We start from the raw sequence: 18,015 nt of genomic DNA on the forward strand, positions 1-18,015 counted from the left end.
TAAGCTCTATGTACTAATCAATTTTCTAAGAACAAAACCTAATTTGTTTCATTTCCAGCCCCCACCCAAGGCTTTGTAGAGTCCTATTTTGTTTTGCATTTCTGCCAACTCAGTAACGATCGTCTTCTGTTGAATTGCAAACAACGATCGCTGAGCGTCGAGAAACTCCAAATAGCTTGCATACCCACTTTCATAACGCTGCTTAGATAAAACATATCGAACGCGTTCTGCTCTTTCTTGCGCCGTGGATGCGCGTAGTTCTTCCTTTAACGTATCTGTGCCGGCGAGCGCATCCGCAACCTCGCGAAATGCGATTTGAATCGACTTCTCATACTCTGCGATTGCAATATCTCGGTCCGCTTTCGCAACATTCAAATTGGCGCGATTGCGACCTACGTCAAAAATCGGAAGTGATACTTGAGGAAGAAAACTCCAGCTACGCGAACCTGCTTCAAACAATCCTGAGAGCTCACTACTAGACGTTCCTAAACTTCCAGTGAGTGATATGCGAGGAAAGAAGGCCGCACGAGCCGCGCCAATACTTGCGTTCTCTGATCTAAGAATAGCCTCGTGTTGGCGGATATCAGGGCGTGTCGAAATAAGATCGGATGGAAGGCCTACAGGAATATCGGCCAACATGGCGGGAAGGGCATCGCTCATACCGCTAGGCAAAAGAGATGGATCAATTGTGGCGCCGACGAGTAACCTCAATGCATTTTGATCGACCGCACGTTGCCGGGTTTGTTGAGCTAATGCTACCCGTGCGGCTTCCAGTAAGGATTCGGATTGCCTTAGATCCAGCTCAGATGACGCACCTTGTTCTAATAAACTTTGTTGGCGTGCATGCGAATCAAGGCGAGTGCTCAGAGTATTGTTCGCTAGCTGCCAAAGCCGATGGTCCGCAGCCAATGCTTGGTATCTCATTGCTACTTCTGAGATAAGAGCTATTTGAGCACTGCGTCTTGCTTCATCTGTTGCTATATAGCGTTCCAGCGCAGCTTGGCTTAGATTCTTTATACGACCAAAGAAGTCTAATTCAAATGAAGTAATACCGATTCCCGCAGAATACGTGCTCGTTACATCTGAAAATCCTTTGTCATTCAAATCCGCCGGCGTTCGTTGTCGGGCACCGCTGGTGCCTACCCCAACGCTTGGCAATCGATCGGCACCTTGAACACCGTACAGCGCGCGTGCGCGGTCGATATTTAAAGCTGCTACGCGTAAATCTCGATTGTTGTTAAGCGCGATTTGAATGACTTGACTGAGATTTTGGTCGATAAAAAACTCTTTCCAGTCAATTTCACTTGCTGTTACATCAGGCGAGTTTCTTTCGTTAGCAAGTCGTTGATCAGGCCATGTCTTTGATACCGGAAGGTCTGGGCGTTCGTACACCGGCGCCAGAGAACATCCTACCAAGATCGATGAGAGAACCGTTGCATAGCTCAGTTGAACTACAACACGAAGATTGAACGATTTCATATTAGGTATTCCGTGACGTGATGTTGATCGGCGTTGCTACTGGGCTTTTTCGGCGCGTCACGACCAACACGGAACCAAATCGAATAGAGCGCAGGAAGAAACAAGAGGGTCATAACGGTCCCAACACCTACTCCACCAATCAAGACGTATGCCAATGGTCCCCAAAATGTTGAATGGGTCAATGGAATGAACGCCAACATCGCTGCAGCAGCGGTCAAAATAACGGGCCTAGCTCGACGAACGGTTGATTCCACAACTGCGTTGTAGGGTGAAAGTCCTGCATCAAGATCATGTTTGATTTGGTCCACCAAGATCAAAGTGTTCCGCATCAAAATACCGGCTAAGCCTATCAATCCGAGAATCGCATTGAAGCCGAAGGATTGATTGAATATAAGTAAAGTCGGCACGGCGCCAACAAGACCCAGCGGCGCTGTCGCGAAAACCATCCACATTGTGGCGAACGAGCGCACCTGGAACATGATGACTGTCAGCATGAGAATGATCATCAGTGGAAACAATGCGCCCAACGCGACGTCGGCCTTGGCGCTTTCTTCTACAGAGCCACCCGTATCGATGCGATAGCCTTCCGGCAATTTGGCTTTGAGTGCATCAAGAGTGGGCAGGATTGCTTTGGTCACATCAGGTGGCTGAACACCATCACGTATGTCTCCCTGAACCGCGATGTAGGTATCTCGGTTGTATCTCTTCAAAACGGGGTCTTCCATACGTGTTTCAAATTTTGCGACCTGCGAGAGCGGGATAGCGCGGCCGTCACGTGTTGTGAGATTCAAGTTTCCGATATCACCTAAGCCACGGCGATCCTTAGATGGACTTCTAATTACCACTTCAACCGAACGCAAACCTTCCCGAACCTGCGTAGAGGGAGAACCATTGAGCAATACCTGTAACTGCGTGGCTGATTCGTTGGGCGTCAATCCCAGCAAACGTAAGCGGTCTTGGTCGAGGACCAAATGTAATGTCGGTACGCGGTCACCCCAGTCCAGATGCACGTCGCGCATATTCGGATTTTTTTCTACGATTGCACGTACATCCGCAGCAATCGTTCTGAGCTTTTCAATGTCTGGGCCGACCACACGGAACAACACTGGATATGTAACCGGTGGCCCAAACAAAAACTGACTAACGCGAACACGTGCCTCAGAGAATTGGCCAGCGGTGACCATTGCGTTGATTTTTGCTTTCAGAATGTCACGTGCTGCCGAGTTTTCCGTCAAAACGATGATTTGGCCAAATGCGGGATTTGGGAGCTCAGGGTTGACCGAGAGAAAAAACCTTGGCGCACCTTGGCCAACGTAGCTGCTAACAATCTTGGCCTCAGGCTCTTTCCGTATAGCTGTTTCGATTTTCGCGATGGTTGCATCGGTCGTACTGAATGCACTACCGGAAGGCAGATTCACTTCGATTGTTAACTCTGGACGTTCTGAGTTCGGGAAAAACTGCTTTTGCACCGAGCCCATACCAACAACTGCAAGTACAAACAAACCAAGCGTAATTGCTGCTGTGATCCATTTTCGATCGACACACAATTGGACTAGCGATCTAAAACGCTTGTAATTTTGGGTCTCGTAGATTCCATCATGGTCGCCGTGATGCGCTTTTATTTCAGGCAAAAGCTTGACGCCCAAATACGGTATAAACAGCACAGCGACGAACCAGGATGTGATCAAAGAGAACGCAACGACCCAGAAGATATTGCCGGCATATTCGCCCGCTGTCGATTTTGCGAATCCAACCGGCAAAAATCCAATAATGGTTACCAACGTTCCTGAAGCCATCGGTGCCGCAGTCGCGCCCCATGCAAATGTGGCGGCAGCGACGCGATCCATACCTTCTTCCATTTTGACGACCATCATTTCAATTGCAATGATTGCGTCATCAACCAAAAGTCCGAGAGAAAGGATCAATGCGCCCAACGTAATACGATCAAAGTCACGACCTGTGGCGAGCATAATCACGAATACGGCCGCTAAGGTGAGCGGGACAGCGGCGGCGACAACGATGCCTACTCTAAAACCAAGGGTCAAAAGACTCACCACGATAACAACTGCTAATGCGACGATGAACTTGATCATGAACTCGTCGATCGATGCTTCAATCGCGTTTGCTTGATCTGAAACCCTACTCAATTCAATACCGAGAGGAAGTGTCGTTTTGATTGATGCTTCTTCATTCGCAAGCGATTTGCCTAAGGTCAAGCCGTTAAAACCTCGTTTCATAACAACTGCAAGCATGAGTGTTGGCTCACCTTGGGTTCTTATGGCGAAACTTTTTGGATCTTCATATCCACGTTTGACGTCAGCGACATCTCCGACTTTGATGGTTCTCCCACCTGCAGCAATAGGAATTTGCTTGACTGCCTCCACGCTATCAATCGATCCGTCCAATCGCAAATAAACTCTTGGCCCTGCGGTCTCAACAAATCCAGACGCAGTTACATTGTTCTGCTGGTTTAATGCTTCGAATAGGGCTTGAGCCTTGATACCCAATGTTGCGAGTCGAGCATGTGATATCTCCACATAAATCTTTTGCTGCTGCTCGCCAAGTATGTTTACTTTTTGGACGCCGGACACTTTCAAAAAACGTTGCCGTAGTACTTCTGCTTCAGCGACTAATTGCCGATGCGGATAATTTTTTGCCTCTAAGGCGAAGAGTGAGAAATAGACGTCTGAATACTCATCATTAATGACTGGGCCAATCACTCCCCTCGGCAAGTTGATGCTTTCGTCACCCAATTTTTTTCGTACTTGATAAAACTGTTCTGGCACTAACGCCGGTGGAGTCGCATCTTTCAGATACAGCTTCATTGTGACGATGCCTGGGCGCGATGCGGTTTCAACGCGATCGTAGTAGTCCAGCTCCTGCAGTCTTTTTTCAAGTCTGTCAGCTACCTGCTGCTGCATTTCCTGTGCGGTTGCGCCAGGCCATATTGCTGTGACCGTCATGATCTTTACGGTGAAGCTCGGATCCTCTGCGCGCCCTAGTTTGATGAATGCGAATGCACCTGCGACGGCAATGGCGATAATCAGAAATAAAGTAATTGCCCGTTCGCGTACACCAAACGCCGATATGTTGAAGCCACTCATAGTTCACGACCAACTTTAATAGGTGCGAGTAACTCAACCTTTTGACCTTGCTTAAGCAGATGAGAGCCGAAAGCTACGATGCGCTCTCCGGTAGCAATGCCTGACGCGATGCCGACCACCTCTTCACCCAAACTAGCGACCTTAACTTTTCGTAAGCTGACTGTTGAGTTGGCTTTGTCGATTACCCATACGCTTGGGCCATCTCCCTTGTCCACCAGGGCGCTAACTGGTGACGCAATCAACATGTTTGATGAGTTTGAATCGCCCGTAGTGTGGATTGTTACTGTTGCACCCAGTGGCGCTTGGTCACCCTCGCCGGCAAGGGCGTATTTAGCCTGATAAGTTCTTGTCAGCGGATCTGCTACCGAGGACAACTCGCGCAATTTGGCAGCAAAGTTGGTTTTCGAATCTGAATAAAGCGAAGCGCTTGCAGCACGTGGCAATAATTTCAGAGCCTGCTCCGGAATGCTAACTACAGCTTCTCTAGGGCCTGACTTGGCAAGCTTCACAACTGTCTGTCCCGCGCTAACAATCTGGCCGGGCTCAACAGGAACGTCCATCACGACGCCTTTGACATCAGCTCGAAGGATTGTGTAGTCAGCTTGGTTTTCAGTTTGTTTCGACTGAGACTGAGCAGCTTCTAGTTGGGCTGCTGCTGAATCTGCTGCAGCTTTAACCTGTTCGTATGCCTGCTTGGAAACAGCACCTGTTTCCAAGAGTTTTCGAAGGCGAAGCTCATCTGAACTTGCTTGCAAATCTCTAGCTTTTGCGGCCTGAACTAATGCTCGCGATGCATTCTTGGCGAGCTCATAGTCGACCGGGTCAATCTTCATCAACGGCTGACCAACTTTGACACTGTCGCCTGGATCAACAAAGCGCTGGAGGATTTTTCCGGATATTCGAAACCCAAGATTACTTTCCGTTCTTGCGTGGACAACGCCCGTATAGCTAGCCCCGTTTGATGTAGCTGCTATAGCGTTGAAATAGGCGACTTTCGCGAGTGGCTCTGTTTTTTCTACTGGCTTTCCACATCCAGGCAAAGACAAGGACAAAATCGCCAATACAGCGGCAGTTGATACCTGCCCGGTCCTTCTAAACATGAAAATCCCCTTAAACTTTAAGTGTGCATATGCACACATATAACCGCAAAAATAGCCCAGCAAAAGGCTATGTAAAATTTATGTTTCTGTAAGACTAATCAACTCTTCTCGCAAAGCTTTAGCACGTTCGGAGCCAACTTTATTATTCCATTCTTGCTGCGCAGCACGCCAATGTGGGTCAGACTCTTCAAATTTTGTAATGCCCGCCCTCGATAAAGTAAGGAGCATTTTTCGAGAATCAGTTTCACTCGGCGCATCGACAATATATGCTTCTCTGTAGAGTGGTTTTAGAGCGCGAACCAAACTCGTTCGATCCATCCCCAGCTCTTCTGCCAACTCCAGCATTGAAATGCCAGGACGTGACCGAACTACAGTAAGGATGGTGTACTGCGAACCTGTAATCCCAGCTTTCTGTAAATGTCGTTCGTATATCTGCGTAATGAATCTAGCCGCTTTTCGAGCGGCAAAACAATTACAAACATTTGCGACAGGAGTACTCATGAGAAGAGTATATGTGTGCATATGCACACAGTCAAGTATTTTTTTAATTGACGCCTCAAAGGACTAGATTGAATCGGGATACTTGGCTTGCAGCGCGTTGACCAGATGACTGATATGAAGTCTGCCTAGCGAATCGGGTGCATTAATCTTTAACAGCCCTCTGATACCTTTACTCTTGTCCTCAAACTGGTCGGAAGCTGAATCAAGGAGCTCCACCGCCTGTCGAACATGCGAGTAGTACCGTTGACCATGCTCAGTAAGACGCTCCGCGCGCGTGCTTCGATAAAAAAGATGTTAGCCGAGTTCTGATTCCAGTGATGAGATCGCACGAGATACGGAGGAAGCCGGAACTTCAAAATGGCGTGCCGTTGCAAGGAAACTGCCGGTCGTGGCGACCATCAAGAAATATCGTAATGTCTGGACCTGCATAACTGCCTTATAAGAATTTCCCGGATTTTACGCCCTGTCACTCGCGTATGTATCGACAGTCGGTGCCACCTACGGCGAATCTTGCATTTCATAACGTCTCGATGCTCAACAAGGGCCGGCCGCTTACTTGTGATCACGCCTCATGCCGTCTGTTTACTGGAATTCCCCGTTTTGCTAGACGGTTTTCATGACAAACCTCCACATATAAATTGGATGAAACGCTAGTTTGATCCAATTTGATCCGATTGGTGGTGTCGGGTCCATCTCAGTAAATCAACACGGAACACTTACAGGCAATTCAGGACACAGAACTTTTCGATAAATTTTTATCACCGAACATACCCATTGGTAAATTTGGCACTTCGCGTTGCTTCTGATGTACTGGCAAACGATGAAAAACGTTCTCGTGAAAATGATACGCTTCCTCAAGATGAGGAATACCGGAAAGTATAAAGTAGTCAATTCCCAGTGCGGCATACTCAAGTATTCGAGCAGCGACTTGCTCTCCATTTCCAACCAAAGCTGTTCCTACACCGCCCCGAACAAGACTAATTCCTGCCCATAGATTCGGGCTGACTTCTAATTTGTCTCTACTACCGCCATGTAATTCCAGTAGCCTTTTCTGACCTTCGGAGTCAAAGCGAGCCAGTGTAGCTTGGGCTTTTGCAATGGTGTCATCGTCAACATGCTTAAGCAGATCGTTAGCGGCTGTCCATGCATCATCTGCATTTTGTCGCACTACAGTGTGCAATCGGATACCAAACTTAACTTGGCGTCCAAGTTTTTCCGCTTTCATCCTTATGTCAGCTATTTTTTCTTCAACTTGGGCTGGAGGTTCACCCCATGTTAAATACACGTCAATATGCTTTGCCGTGATTTCATGCGCGGCAGCCGAGGATCCCCCAAGAAATAAAGGTGGATAAGGCTTTTGACGCGAAGGTTGCAATAATTCACCATCCGTTAGATGAAAATACGGCCCTTTATGAGTCACGCTGGCTTCAGTAAATAAACGACGAAATACTGTTAAAAATTCGTCGGTTTGCACATAACGCTCAGAATGGCTTAGGTGCAAACCGTCGCCAGCCAACTCTACAGGGTCGCCTCCAGTAACCACGTTTAGCAATAAGCGTCCATCCGAAAAACGGTCCAATGCCGACGCCATTCGCGCCGCTGCAGCAGGAGCGATAATGCCAGGACGAAGCGCTATTAAAAATTTCAAACGCTGCGTAATTGCGGCCAAGTTTGATGCGACGATCCACGCATCGTCGCATCCTTTACCAGAAGGGACTAAAACACCGCTAAACCCGAGCTCTTCAGATGCAAGGGCTACTTGTTTTAGGTAACCCAGAGTTGCTTCGCGACTTCCTACTGCAGTGCCCAAAAACCGACCATCGCCATACGTAGGCAGAAACCAAAAAAGTTCCATCTCGTAACCTCAGTTAGGTTTCCAAATTACAGCTTCTACTCGTACGGGTTTTGGTATTAGTCCCACCTCGTAAAACATATCAGCGATTTTCTGCTGAGATTGAGTAATTTCGGATGTTACCGGCGAGATTCCGTAGCCCATACGTTGCAAGGCAGTGATAACCACGGATTCATCCATGCCAATTAGCGGAGCAAGCTGCTTCGCAACGGACGAAAAATTTTTACTAGCGTACTCATCCACTGTCTTTATTTCGCTCAAAACTAAATTAACGACATCAGGCCTTTTTGTGGTTAAAGCCTCCGATGCAAAATAGAATTGGTAATTGGGCGACAAACCCTGTCCATCTTGGATTACCCGAGTACGACTAGAATGCTGAACATTTGCAAGGTACGGATCGAACGCAACCCACCCATCGACAGCACCACTTTCAAAAGCAGCCCGCCCCTCTGCTGGCGCCAGATAAATTGGAACAATATCAGTAGGCTTCAGACCATTAACCTGTAATGCTCGAAGTAAGAGCACATGGACATTACCTCCTTTACTTACTGCGATTTTTTTCCCAACTAAGTCTTTGACACTTTTGATTGAAGACTCCTCCTTGACTACTAATGCAATGCCTTTTGGAGATGGTGGTTCATAGCCCACGTAGAAAAATTTAGCGCCGGCTGCTTGCGAAAAAATAGGTGGCCCATCGCCTGTTACGCCAAAATCAATGGCTCCTATATTGAGAGCCTCTAGCAAACGTGGACCCGTTGGAAACTCGAACCACTCAACTTTTACATTATTATTTGCGAGTTTGCGTTCAAGATCACCACGTGCCTTTAGAACTACAAGCGTGCCGTACTTTTGGAATCCAACTCGTAGAACATCGGGTCTATAAGCATCAGCAGCTAGAGCTGTTTTGACGCTCATGACCGTTAGTAAAAACAAGATTACATAAGCTAGGAATTTTTGGGTAATAGAGGAATTCATAAATTAAGCGTAAGAGTTGATAATGGCCTGCGCATTGCTAAGATCCAACGAGAAAATGCGAGAAATGTGTGAGCTTTGCATCAAAGTATGGCGCGGTAGAAAACAGAATCAAATAATATCCATTCATAAAAACTCTACCAAAGAAGCATTTCGCATTTAGATATGCGTTTAATTTTTCGCGTCCAAGAATGCACATATATACTTTTATGGACATCAGGTCTTATCGTTCTTCCCTAAGCATTGATAGTCTTTGCAACGAAGCTTTTAAGGCTTCTGAACGAAAAATAAAAGCGACCACTTGGTCGCTTTTATTTTTATATGGACGTCAGCTATTGACCGATAAAGATCGTCAGCTTTCGACCCAAAGAGGACTTTTAATAATCAACAATTGAATTAGCACCGGTTAATCTGTCCATCGTTTGAATAACACGCTCGCGTTGACGCCGCCAAATCCGAAACCATTCGACATCGCATGTTCAATATCCATATTCCGAGCGATACCATTAACGATGTCTACACCAGTAGCATCAATATCTTTTGTTTCAAGATTCAATGTCGCAGGCACGATCTGATCACGAAGTGCCAAAATAGCAAATATGGCTTCAACTCCACCCGCTGCACCGAGTAGATGGCCCGTTGCTGATTTTGTGGACGTAACGGCAATGCTATTACTCGTGCCAAACACCGCCTTGATTGCGGCTAGTTCGCCAGCGTCACCGACCGGAGTAGATGTGGCATGCGCATTCAAATGCTGTACATCTGCTGCAGTTATTCCTGCTTGCTCAAGTGCTATAGCCATGGCTCGTGCGGCGCCACTACCATCCGTAGGGCCAGCGGTTATATGATACGCATCAGCTGTCGTCCCATAACCTATTAGCTCAGCAATTGGTTTGGCTCCTCTTGCCAGCGCATGATCGAGATCCTCCAGCACGAGTATGCCGGCTCCTTCGCCCATCACAAAACCGTCTCGTGCTTGATCAAATGGGCGAGAGGCCGCACAAGGTTCATCGTTGAAATTGGTTGATAATGCGCGCGCTGCGGAGAACCCACCAAGGCTAACCCTATCAATAGCAGCCTCCGCACCTCCACATAAGGCCACATCAGCTTCTCCATTTCTAATCATGCGCGCTGCATCTCCTATGGCTTGAACACTCGCCGCACAAGCAGTAACAGGTGCTGCAATTGGTCCTTTGAATCCGTACTTTATTGAAACGTGTCCTGCCGCCAAGTTAATCAAAAACGAGGGAATAGTGAATGGTGATAGTCGATTAGGACCTTTTGTATCGGTGACACGTACCGCATTGGCAATCGCTGGAAATCCACCGATGCCAGAAGCAATTATGGTTGCGGTTCGTTCTTTTTGACGCTCAGTTGTTGGTTGCCAGGCTGCCTCACGTAGTGCCTCTTCAGATGCAGCTATGGCATACACAATGAATTTATCCATTTTGCGTTGATCTTTTGATGACACATGACGATCTGGATCAAATCCACCGTTCTGATCTTCTGCTATTGAAGGGACAACGCCACCGACTTTTGCGTCGATACCGGCGGTCATATTTTCATCAAGTCTGCGTAATCCGGATGATCCTGACAATAACCTCGACCAGACAATTTCCACACCCGATCCCAAGGGGGAAACCATACCCATGCCGGTAACGACCACACGGCGTTGACGTGGCTTGTTCGAAAAGTCAGATGCTTGAAAAACGGCAGACATAAATCACCTCATAAACAACCTACCGGATGGTAGGCAAAAAGATTAATAAAAAAGGAGCAGAGCTCCTTGCAATTGTTTTAAGCGTATATCGTTGAACGAAGATGCTTAATTACCAAATCAAATTCCTCAGCCCTTCCGGTCATCCGCGAAGAGATCAATCCCCCTTGGCAAGCTGAAAAGACATAGGACGCGAGCTCATTTGTCGCTTTTTTTGTTCTTTGCCTATTGATTCCAGCAATGGCATTGGTTAAAAACATAATGTGTGCGCTTCGTAAATCACGTGCAGCAAAACGCATTTCTTCTCCGACGCATGACCAGGCCGAAGCCAAACCACCTGCTGGACACATTTCTTCACCGACTTTCACCGCGTCTCGAAATTTTTTGAAATACGCGTCCAACTTCTTTTCTGGAACAATAGAAATCGACTCCGACCAATCGTCGAAGCTAGAGCGCATCTCTTGAATGATCTCGACGCCGAGCATTTCTTTTGACGGAAAGTGATGGTGGAGGCTAGCTTTTTTTAAGCCAATTTCATTAGCAATATCTTGAAAACTAAAGCCAAGATACGAACGTGTTTTGATCAGCCGTTTGGCTAACAAGACGATATTCGACTTTGTAGTCGACGGAATAGTTGAAGGCATAGCAATCCTACTGGATGGTAGGTAATATTAGCACGACTTGGTGAACGGCTGCAGTATTTACAGCCATGGTAAAACGGTTATGGATGCTCGAAATTGTGGTCGTCGCAACGATCAGCCGTTGACACAACGAAAGACAAGGCGCAAAATAATATTAAATGACCAGTCGGCTAATTAAATATGTCCCGCCCAACCAATCCTGAAGTTAGAGATCGCTTGCTTTCGCACGGCAGGGAAGTTGTTCATATGAACGGCTTCCACGCTTGTGGAGTGCAAGAAATTACGAATGCTGCGGGCATTCCCAAGGGTTCTTTTTATAGCTATTTCGCTAGCAAGGATGCCTTTGCCGTAGAAATTCTGGAAGCATATTGGACCGAGATTGAAACTCTGCAATCAGCTGCACGTACAAGTCGCGACCCCGCCACTACTTTGCGCTCTCATTTCAGAGCATTGTCGAATTTCCACGAAAGTAATGGTTTCGTCCGCGGTTGCCTTATCGGAAATCTCTCACTTGAGTTAGGTGGCACCAGCGGAGCTGTCCGCAGTCAGTTGCAGGATATATTTCGCCGCTGGCAAGAAACGATCGAGGAACATGTTGCTTTGGCGTTGCCATTGCGTTCATCGAACGAATGTAGAAAGATTGCTGCTGCTATGTTGGACGCCTACGAAGGCGCCGTCATGCGCGCAAAAGTTGATCAAGATCGAGCACCTTTCGATCGTTTTGAGAATTTAGTTTTGGCTGCTCTGCTCGTCTAAATATTTTTTTATATTTTAATTAGATGACTGGTCAGCTTTCTTTAACGTAACCAAGGAAAAATAATGACAACTCCAGCAAATAACGGTCTTTACGACGACCCAGTCAATCCAATATTTAAGCCGTCGACCTTTAAACTTGATCTCAGCCGCGCGGCCCTTGTCGTGGTTGATCCCCAAAACGATTTCCTGAGCCCCAAAGGCGTGAGCTGGCCGTTCTTCGGTGAGAGCATTACGGAAAACGATACGGTCAAGCATATCGAGCAGCTGTTCATAGCAGCGAAAAGTAGCGACATTACTGTCGCGGTCTCACCGCACTATTACTATCCGGTTGATCACAACTGGAACTTTGGTGGCCCACTTGAACATGTCATGCACGACATTGGTATGTTCGGCCGCCTTGGTCCTTTGACAGTGGAGGGATTCGCAGGCTCCGGCGCGGACTTCCTTGAGGAATATAAGCCATATATCTTGGATGGAAAAACCATCATCGCATCGCCACATAAAGTTTATGGCCCTGAATCAAATGATCTAGCTTTGCAACTGCGAAAGAAAGGTGTGTCTCAGGTCATTATTGCCGGCATGGCTGCAAACTTGTGCATCGAATCGCATTTGCGTGAATTAATCGAACAGGGATTCGAAGTTGTAGTAGTGCGTGACGCAACTGCAGGCCCTCGAATACCAGAAGGTGACGGATACCTTGCTGCAATTATCAACTTTAGGTTTCTAGCTCATGCCTTATGGACAACGGAGGAAACAATTCGTCAACTGCGCTCAGAGATCTAATACATATTCGAATCGTAATAAGTAATGGTTCAAATCTAAACATGCTGATTTGAAAGCACCCGGTACGCCTGAATTGAGGCGTCTGATTAATTCGACGTGAAATGAAAAACGCGACCTCCGGGTCGCTTTTTTATACATGTTTTGAGAGGCTGCTTCTGGCCAGAAGCAGACATTAGTTACTGATGTCTATTCAATTTTTAAGGCTTTGCTGCTTCACTACTTTTATTCGTAGTTAGTTAGGGCCAATGTCGTTCGCCAACGGGTATTTCAATAGCTCAATCATCTGATTCATCTCTCCCTGGCTAACATTCCTGCTCTTCGCATAGCCATTCAATAGCGTCAGAAAGTCACGGATGCTATCGTCATCGCCAGCCAACAAGCCTGATATTGCGCTTTCGACACTACCCTTACTAATCCGTAGGTTATGTTGAGCTTCGAGTTCTGGAGTGCGCCAATGTCCCACGCCATTGAAATTAACGTAGTCAGCTTCAGGTATGACAAGTTGAACATCGACAGAAGCAATATTGACGAGTTTATTCGCTTCAGCACTATAAGCGGCGATGCCTCCATAATTTGCGGAAGTGCTACCGCTCGAAAGCGCATTTTCACCAGTCGAAAATACTTGCACCATTCGTTCAAGGAACGCGTGATTAACAGCATGCCCGCCGGCAGTTAACTTGGAGCGTAGGAAACCTTGTTCTATAGTCGTCGAAGCGATAGCATCGCCATGAGCTATCCGCTCTGCGGCAGCTTTGTTAGTGGCGGAGAACACAACTGTTAATGCATGCCCTTCAACATCGTAGAGGTCTTTTGGAGCAACGCTTGCCCCGAAGCGCCGGTATATTGCCAAGTCCGTACCTAAGGCATCGACATGCCGTAAATCAATTCCATTCGCGGATGAATATTCGTACATCTTTTCCAGCATTGTCCGGTCGTTACTGGTCAAGTAAGGAACTAACTCACCCGACATATTGCTTTTATCAGTCTTGACCTCACCGGTATATGTCGACTCGTCTTGACCGAATAAACGGGAGAGCAATGCTGCGCGGCCGCTGATTTCTACCACGCTATTTGATGCGCCTTTTGTGTCGCCAGAAACCGTTGTATCAACTGGTTTTTTCTGCCCTGCGGCATTGGAGGAGCGAATGCCAGAGAATGCATTAGGGTCTACTGTGGGGGTTACAGTTTTAGATATAAAAGTCATCAGTAATCCTATCACTGGTGAGATTAGGGGAAGTACTAATTTGAACGTCCGCTTTGGGTCGATAGCGGCCGTCTGCTTCCGACAGCGGACATTACCATTTGCACATGCAAAAGGATCAAATGAAAGCTTTGTCCGTCACCGATTCTGATTGATAGAAAGTTGCGAAAAACTGAACTGGAAAAAGCCCCGCATAGACGGGGCTTTTTTACACGAACAAGACTGACGCCTGCTGCTCATGATTTATCAATTAGGAAAAGTTAGGTTGTGTGCGACGGTCAAAAATATGTGAGCTTGCATAAGCTTGCAAGCCGCTGCCACTGACATATGTTCTGCAACTGCAAACAGCGCAAACGAAATAACTACCATGTCCGTCAGCGGCACAATTGACTGCGCTTTTTTGGGTGCCACACATACATTTACTGTTTTTGCATTGATACGACATGGTGCGCCTCTTTGCTTTATTTGTATGTTCCTACTCTGCTCCTTAAAGACGGCGCGTGCGACTTAGCAACATGCTGTTACAAACCAATATGGATGTCCGCTACTGGCCGATAGCGGACAGTAATTTTCTCCGCCATTACAAACGGCGAGTGAATCTCGACGAACAATTAGAATAAATTTTCGCTACAAAATACAAATAATCTTTACCTCACGGCAGGCAACCCAAGTGCATTTAAGGTAGACGTTCCCATAGTTCCAGTTTCAGGGAGTCCTTTTATCATCTGGAAACGCTTTAACGCGATCTTCGTATCTTCATTCATCACTCCATCGATTTGCCCATCGTACAATTGCAAACTATGCAACTTGATTTGAGTTCGTGTTATTTGTAATTTTAATTTTTCAGTGTGTGTAAGCACAGGTGCCGAGTTAATAGAATCTGCATTCGATTTCTTTGATCTATCACTTGTACCAACGCCGCTTGAAAAATTATTTACCGAGCTACCAGAGCTCGGCTGATAAGATTTATCTGGAACAGCATAGCTTGGTGTTGATGGATAGCTGCGACTATAAGAGCCTCCTCCAGATCCTGAGTAATGCGAACTATGAGATCTGTGACTAGAATGAGATCGGTGTCCTGCGAATAAATTATCGATATCGTAGTTCAATGGTCGTAAAGGAACAGCAGTTGGTTCCAATGAGTCGGTGAACATTTCAGCAGGAGGCATTGCTGCGCTAGACGTTTTTGCTAACAGGAGCGGAACCCCCGCTAAAAACAGGGAAAGATCTTTGATAAATTTACTCACGCGATAGTCTCCTCAATTGCCTTTACTTTTGCAGGCTTCCAACCAGTTTCATGCCAACTAAACAAACCGGAACAACTTTCTTTTACTGAACATTTTTCGCATTCTTCCGTATATACATTCTTCCAATCGGAAATACTCTTATGTGAGTCTGCCCAAAGTATCTTCGGTAAAGAGCAGAGGGGTGCATTCATAAATAAATATGGAATTTTGGCGCGTCGAAAAATCTTCGCGGCGGCCACAAGCTGGGCCTCCCAATCATTTAGATCAACTTCGCAATGTTCCCGATTGGCAAGCGCAAAACCAATTGGCTCACACGCCATCAGAGCAACCTCACGAATAAACGCTAAGTTCCTACCTATAAAAGAACTGAGTTCATCCAATATCTGCAGTACAGGTTCAATTAATACTATCCGAAGCTGAACGGGCTGCTTATGCTCTTGCAGTACAAGCAAGCCAGCGATTGTTTCATCAAACGCTCCGGGCGATTGAACAACGAAATCATGAATAAAGTCGGCATGACCGTATAGCGGGACAAGCCAACTGACATAGTTACCGAGCTCATCAAGTACGGCCTTAGCAATTACGCGATCGGAAAAGAGCCTACCATTTGTAAGTACCTCAATTTTAGTATTCGGATGATTCCTGTGAATTTCATCTATTACAGTTCTAAGCGCAGATCCGAGCAATAAAGGCTCCCCCCCACTCAACCCCAGGACAACAGGTGAAATACGAATGTGCCTAATGACATCAATTGCCTCCCGAACAAGCCAAGAATCGTTTTGTTTTGTTGGCGGTTGCGAGCACATTAAACAATAGCTATTGCATTGATTCGTCATCAAAAGAGAGTGATGTAAATCGTTCGCGCGATACAGAACGATCGCTACCGATTTTTTTGCCTGCGGAACCACGACATCATCAATCTCAATATCGGCACTTTCAATCCAGCCGATGTTGGTTAAGCCTGCAGATCGCAGCTTCACCACCTCTTCGATTTCACTCTTCTCATTAACGAGAACCAGATATCGTATATCTGGCGTCCAACTGTCGGAGATTTGATCAATCGCAATTACCCGATGGACCTGAGACTCCACAACCTCATCAATCCGGGCTGCTATGCGTCTCATAGAATTTCCTTATCTACAACTGGTTCAGCCCAACGACAAAAAAGATCAAGTAAGTCGTCATCCGCATTTTTTACAATTGAGAAAACATAGTCAAACAACCACATATGCCGACGACAATGTTCCGTCAAATGTACAGGTGCGAAAGGCGTTCCAAATTGAGCTTGGGAATCAACAGGGTTAGGCGCGCAGAATTGGTTATAAGCGCACTCCTTACACCCTGGAACTAAATCAACGAGACTGGCATTGATGAGATTCTTTTGAATATCAGAACTTAACAGGGACGCTATTGCTTCTCCAATTCGTCCCAAACGTAAAGATTGGTCGCCTGTCTCGGCGATCATTCTCGCCTCATCACTCGGGTAAACAAATCCGTCGTAGTTATAAACCAACGTACTTAGACCCGCGCCCGTAGGGCTTTGCAAATCCACGTATCCACTATCAAATGTAGATAACAGTTTGTTCAAAATAATCGAGGTGTAAACTTCGCGTAACTCTACCCCTTGCTGATTCCAATATAGAACTCGCTCTAAAGCGGACAAATAAAATTGATTGAAATCTTCAAGTGTATAAGCCAAAAATTTCTGATTTCTCTTTGCAAACCCATAAGCACTTAATGGCCGCAGAAAAATCTCCTTAAACCCGAGCCGTACATACTCATCAACTATCTCATTGGGATAGAGAAGTGATTCCTTGGTCGTTGTCATTAAGGCCGACACAGCATCAGGGCCTATAATTTTTTGTGCGAGCGCCACTCCCTGTAACGTTCTCTCGAAAGCATCGCGCGTTGGGGTAGGTCTATTCTTATTGTGGAGCCTAGATGGTCCATCAATGCTGGTCGATAAATAAACCTTATGTTCTTTAAAAAAAAGACACATCTCTACGTTCAGCTGGTGCAATGTGGAAGCAACCACATACCGTATTCGACGGTTTTGAGATTTATTCAGACTCGTAATATAGAGAATGGCACGTCTAACTAAGTCGAAGCGCAGCAAAGGATCGCCGCCTTGAAACTCTACAGTAAGGGTCGGTGATGAACTCTCGAAAATAGACTCACACGCGGCATCCAAATCTTCAATTTTAATCGTATGCCCCTCATCATTGAGAGAGCGACTCACCTGACAGTATTTGCAAGAATGTGCGCATTGAAGTGTCGGCACGATGATGTGAAGCGAAGGCCCGTCTTGTGTCGTAGTACGCCTAGCAGCGCGCCGTGAGATTAATAACCGTCTCATTCCAGGTGATTGATCCACGGATTTTATAAAAAAACGGGCGCGCAAAAATGCTTGTCTCTCGTGAGAAAGCGAACTGGGGTGTTTTCTTATCTGCCTGACTTCATCAACACTTGTAAATATATGATCGCCTGATTCGGAAATAGCAATCATCAACTCGTCAGAAATCTCTCTCGTAAGAAATGGCAAAGGAATAGATTGATAACTCATGAATATTCCAGAGAGAAAAATTCCGATTTATAAATCGGAATTACAAAATAACAGAAGGTCTGGTTTGCTAGCTGTAATTGTAGTTATGGCTTTGCGATG

At 46.4% G+C, this 18,015-nt stretch carries 15 protein-coding genes; 2 read left to right on the top strand and 13 right to left on the bottom strand.

Translation table 11 applies throughout. The features are described 5' to 3' along the window. Positions 1-48: 48 nt before the first annotated feature. The 9 genes from ACFQO0_RS15645 to ACFQO0_RS15685 form a co-directional block, all read right to left on the bottom strand. Complete coding sequence (locus tag ACFQO0_RS15645) at positions 49-1,479, bottom strand: efflux transporter outer membrane subunit (RefSeq protein WP_012078883.1); 1,431 nt, start codon at positions 1,477-1,479, stop codon at positions 49-51. Beyond that, positions 1,476-4,583 (bottom strand): efflux RND transporter permease subunit, encoded by a 3,108-nt coding sequence (locus tag ACFQO0_RS15650; RefSeq protein ID WP_012078882.1) that lies wholly within the window; start codon positions 4,581-4,583, stop codon positions 1,476-1,478. The genes ACFQO0_RS15645 and ACFQO0_RS15650 overlap by 4 nt, the downstream gene beginning before the upstream one ends. Next, the gene (locus tag ACFQO0_RS15655; protein WP_012078881.1) at positions 4,580-5,683 is read right to left on the bottom strand and encodes an efflux RND transporter periplasmic adaptor subunit; all 1,104 of its coding nucleotides are present in this window, start codon (positions 5,681-5,683) and stop codon (positions 4,580-4,582) included. Before ACFQO0_RS15655 ends, ACFQO0_RS15650 begins: the two co-directional genes overlap by 4 nt. Before the next feature lie 78 nt (positions 5,684-5,761). Then, a complete protein-coding gene (locus ACFQO0_RS15660) occupies positions 5,762-6,184 on the bottom strand; it encodes a MarR family winged helix-turn-helix transcriptional regulator (RefSeq protein WP_041296885.1) in 423 nt (140 codons plus the stop codon). 294 nt (positions 6,185-6,478) lie between these two features. Then, positions 6,479-6,613 (bottom strand): LysR family transcriptional regulator, encoded by a 135-nt coding sequence (locus ACFQO0_RS15665; RefSeq protein WP_274377805.1) that lies wholly within the window; start codon positions 6,611-6,613, stop codon positions 6,479-6,481. A gap of 298 nt (positions 6,614-6,911) precedes the next feature. Beyond that, the gene (gene ssuD / locus ACFQO0_RS15670; protein ID WP_012078879.1) at positions 6,912-8,039 is read right to left on the bottom strand and encodes an FMNH2-dependent alkanesulfonate monooxygenase; all 1,128 of its coding nucleotides are present in this window, start codon (positions 8,037-8,039) and stop codon (positions 6,912-6,914) included. Positions 8,040-8,048: 9 nt separating this feature from the next. After that, a complete protein-coding gene (locus ACFQO0_RS15675; protein WP_012078878.1) occupies positions 8,049-9,011 on the bottom strand; it encodes an aliphatic sulfonate ABC transporter substrate-binding protein in 963 nt (320 codons plus the stop codon). A gap of 403 nt (positions 9,012-9,414) precedes the next feature. After that, complete coding sequence (fabF, locus tag ACFQO0_RS15680) at positions 9,415-10,728, bottom strand: beta-ketoacyl-ACP synthase II (protein ID WP_012078877.1); 1,314 nt, start codon at positions 10,726-10,728, stop codon at positions 9,415-9,417. Between the two features lie 77 nt (positions 10,729-10,805). Next, positions 10,806-11,369 carry a TetR/AcrR family transcriptional regulator gene (locus ACFQO0_RS15685; RefSeq protein WP_012078876.1) on the bottom strand — a complete coding sequence of 188 codons (564 nt, stop codon included), beginning with the start codon at positions 11,367-11,369 and terminating at the stop codon, positions 10,806-10,808. A 177-nt stretch (positions 11,370-11,546) separates the two neighbouring features. On the opposite strand from ACFQO0_RS15685, the gene ACFQO0_RS15690 reads away from it, so the two are divergent. Both ACFQO0_RS15690 and ACFQO0_RS15695 read left to right on the top strand, forming a co-directional pair. Continuing rightward, complete coding sequence (locus ACFQO0_RS15690; protein WP_012078875.1) at positions 11,547-12,122, top strand: TetR/AcrR family transcriptional regulator; 576 nt, start codon at positions 11,547-11,549, stop codon at positions 12,120-12,122. 63 nt (positions 12,123-12,185) lie between these two features. Continuing rightward, on the top strand, positions 12,186-12,905 hold the full coding sequence (locus tag ACFQO0_RS15695) for a cysteine hydrolase family protein (protein ID WP_012078874.1): 720 nt from the start codon (positions 12,186-12,188) through the stop codon (positions 12,903-12,905). 232 nt (positions 12,906-13,137) lie between these two features. On the opposite strand, the gene ACFQO0_RS15700 is transcribed toward ACFQO0_RS15695, so the two are convergent. From ACFQO0_RS15700 to hxsB, 4 genes are all read right to left on the bottom strand, one after another. Continuing rightward, positions 13,138-14,109 carry a hypothetical protein gene (locus ACFQO0_RS15700; protein ID WP_041296409.1) on the bottom strand — a complete coding sequence of 324 codons (972 nt, stop codon included), beginning with the start codon at positions 14,107-14,109 and terminating at the stop codon, positions 13,138-13,140. Positions 14,110-14,753: 644 nt separating this feature from the next. Next, positions 14,754-15,353 (bottom strand): His-Xaa-Ser repeat protein HxsA, encoded by a 600-nt coding sequence (gene hxsA / locus ACFQO0_RS15705; RefSeq protein ID WP_012078872.1) that lies wholly within the window; start codon positions 15,351-15,353, stop codon positions 14,754-14,756. Then, positions 15,350-16,477, bottom strand: coding sequence for a His-Xaa-Ser system radical SAM maturase HxsC (gene hxsC / locus ACFQO0_RS15710; RefSeq protein ID WP_041296408.1), 1,128 nt, complete (start codon positions 16,475-16,477; stop codon positions 15,350-15,352). The genes hxsA and hxsC overlap by 4 nt, the downstream gene beginning before the upstream one ends. Then, complete coding sequence (hxsB, locus tag ACFQO0_RS15715) at positions 16,474-17,916, bottom strand: His-Xaa-Ser system radical SAM maturase HxsB (protein ID WP_012078870.1); 1,443 nt, start codon at positions 17,914-17,916, stop codon at positions 16,474-16,476. The genes hxsC and hxsB overlap by 4 nt, the downstream gene beginning before the upstream one ends. Positions 17,917-18,015 lie beyond the last annotated feature (99 nt).

The sequence above is a fragment of the Herminiimonas aquatilis genome (genome assembly GCF_042665175.1).
Lineage (GTDB): Bacteria > Pseudomonadota > Gammaproteobacteria > Burkholderiales > Burkholderiaceae_D > Oxalicibacterium > Oxalicibacterium aquatilis.

Coding starts and splice junctions, on each gene's coding strand:
- ACFQO0_RS15700 (WP_041296409.1), bottom strand. CDS start 14,109: ATGACTTTTATATCTAAAACTGTAACCCCCACAGTAGACCCTAATGCA.
- ACFQO0_RS15665 (WP_274377805.1), bottom strand. CDS start 6,613: ATGCAGGTCCAGACATTACGATATTTCTTGATGGTCGCCACGACCGGC.
- fabF (WP_012078877.1), bottom strand. CDS start 10,728: ATGTCTGCCGTTTTTCAAGCATCTGACTTTTCGAACAAGCCACGTCAA.
- ACFQO0_RS15655 (WP_012078881.1), bottom strand. CDS start 5,683: ATGTTTAGAAGGACCGGGCAGGTATCAACTGCCGCTGTATTGGCGATT.
- ACFQO0_RS15685 (WP_012078876.1), bottom strand. CDS start 11,369: ATGCCTTCAACTATTCCGTCGACTACAAAGTCGAATATCGTCTTGTTA.
- ssuD (WP_012078879.1), bottom strand. CDS start 8,039: ATGGAACTTTTTTGGTTTCTGCCTACGTATGGCGATGGTCGGTTTTTG.
- ACFQO0_RS15645 (WP_012078883.1), bottom strand. CDS start 1,479: ATGAAATCGTTCAATCTTCGTGTTGTAGTTCAACTGAGCTATGCAACG.
- ACFQO0_RS15650 (WP_012078882.1), bottom strand. CDS start 4,583: ATGAGTGGCTTCAACATATCGGCGTTTGGTGTACGCGAACGGGCAATT.
- ACFQO0_RS15660 (WP_041296885.1), bottom strand. CDS start 6,184: ATGAGTACTCCTGTCGCAAATGTTTGTAATTGTTTTGCCGCTCGAAAA.
- ACFQO0_RS15695 (WP_012078874.1), top strand. CDS start 12,186: ATGACAACTCCAGCAAATAACGGTCTTTACGACGACCCAGTCAATCCA.
- hxsC (WP_041296408.1), bottom strand. CDS start 16,477: ATGAGACGCATAGCAGCCCGGATTGATGAGGTTGTGGAGTCTCAGGTC.
- ACFQO0_RS15675 (WP_012078878.1), bottom strand. CDS start 9,011: ATGAATTCCTCTATTACCCAAAAATTCCTAGCTTATGTAATCTTGTTT.
- hxsB (WP_012078870.1), bottom strand. CDS start 17,916: ATGAGTTATCAATCTATTCCTTTGCCATTTCTTACGAGAGAGATTTCT.
- ACFQO0_RS15690 (WP_012078875.1), top strand. CDS start 11,547: ATGTCCCGCCCAACCAATCCTGAAGTTAGAGATCGCTTGCTTTCGCAC.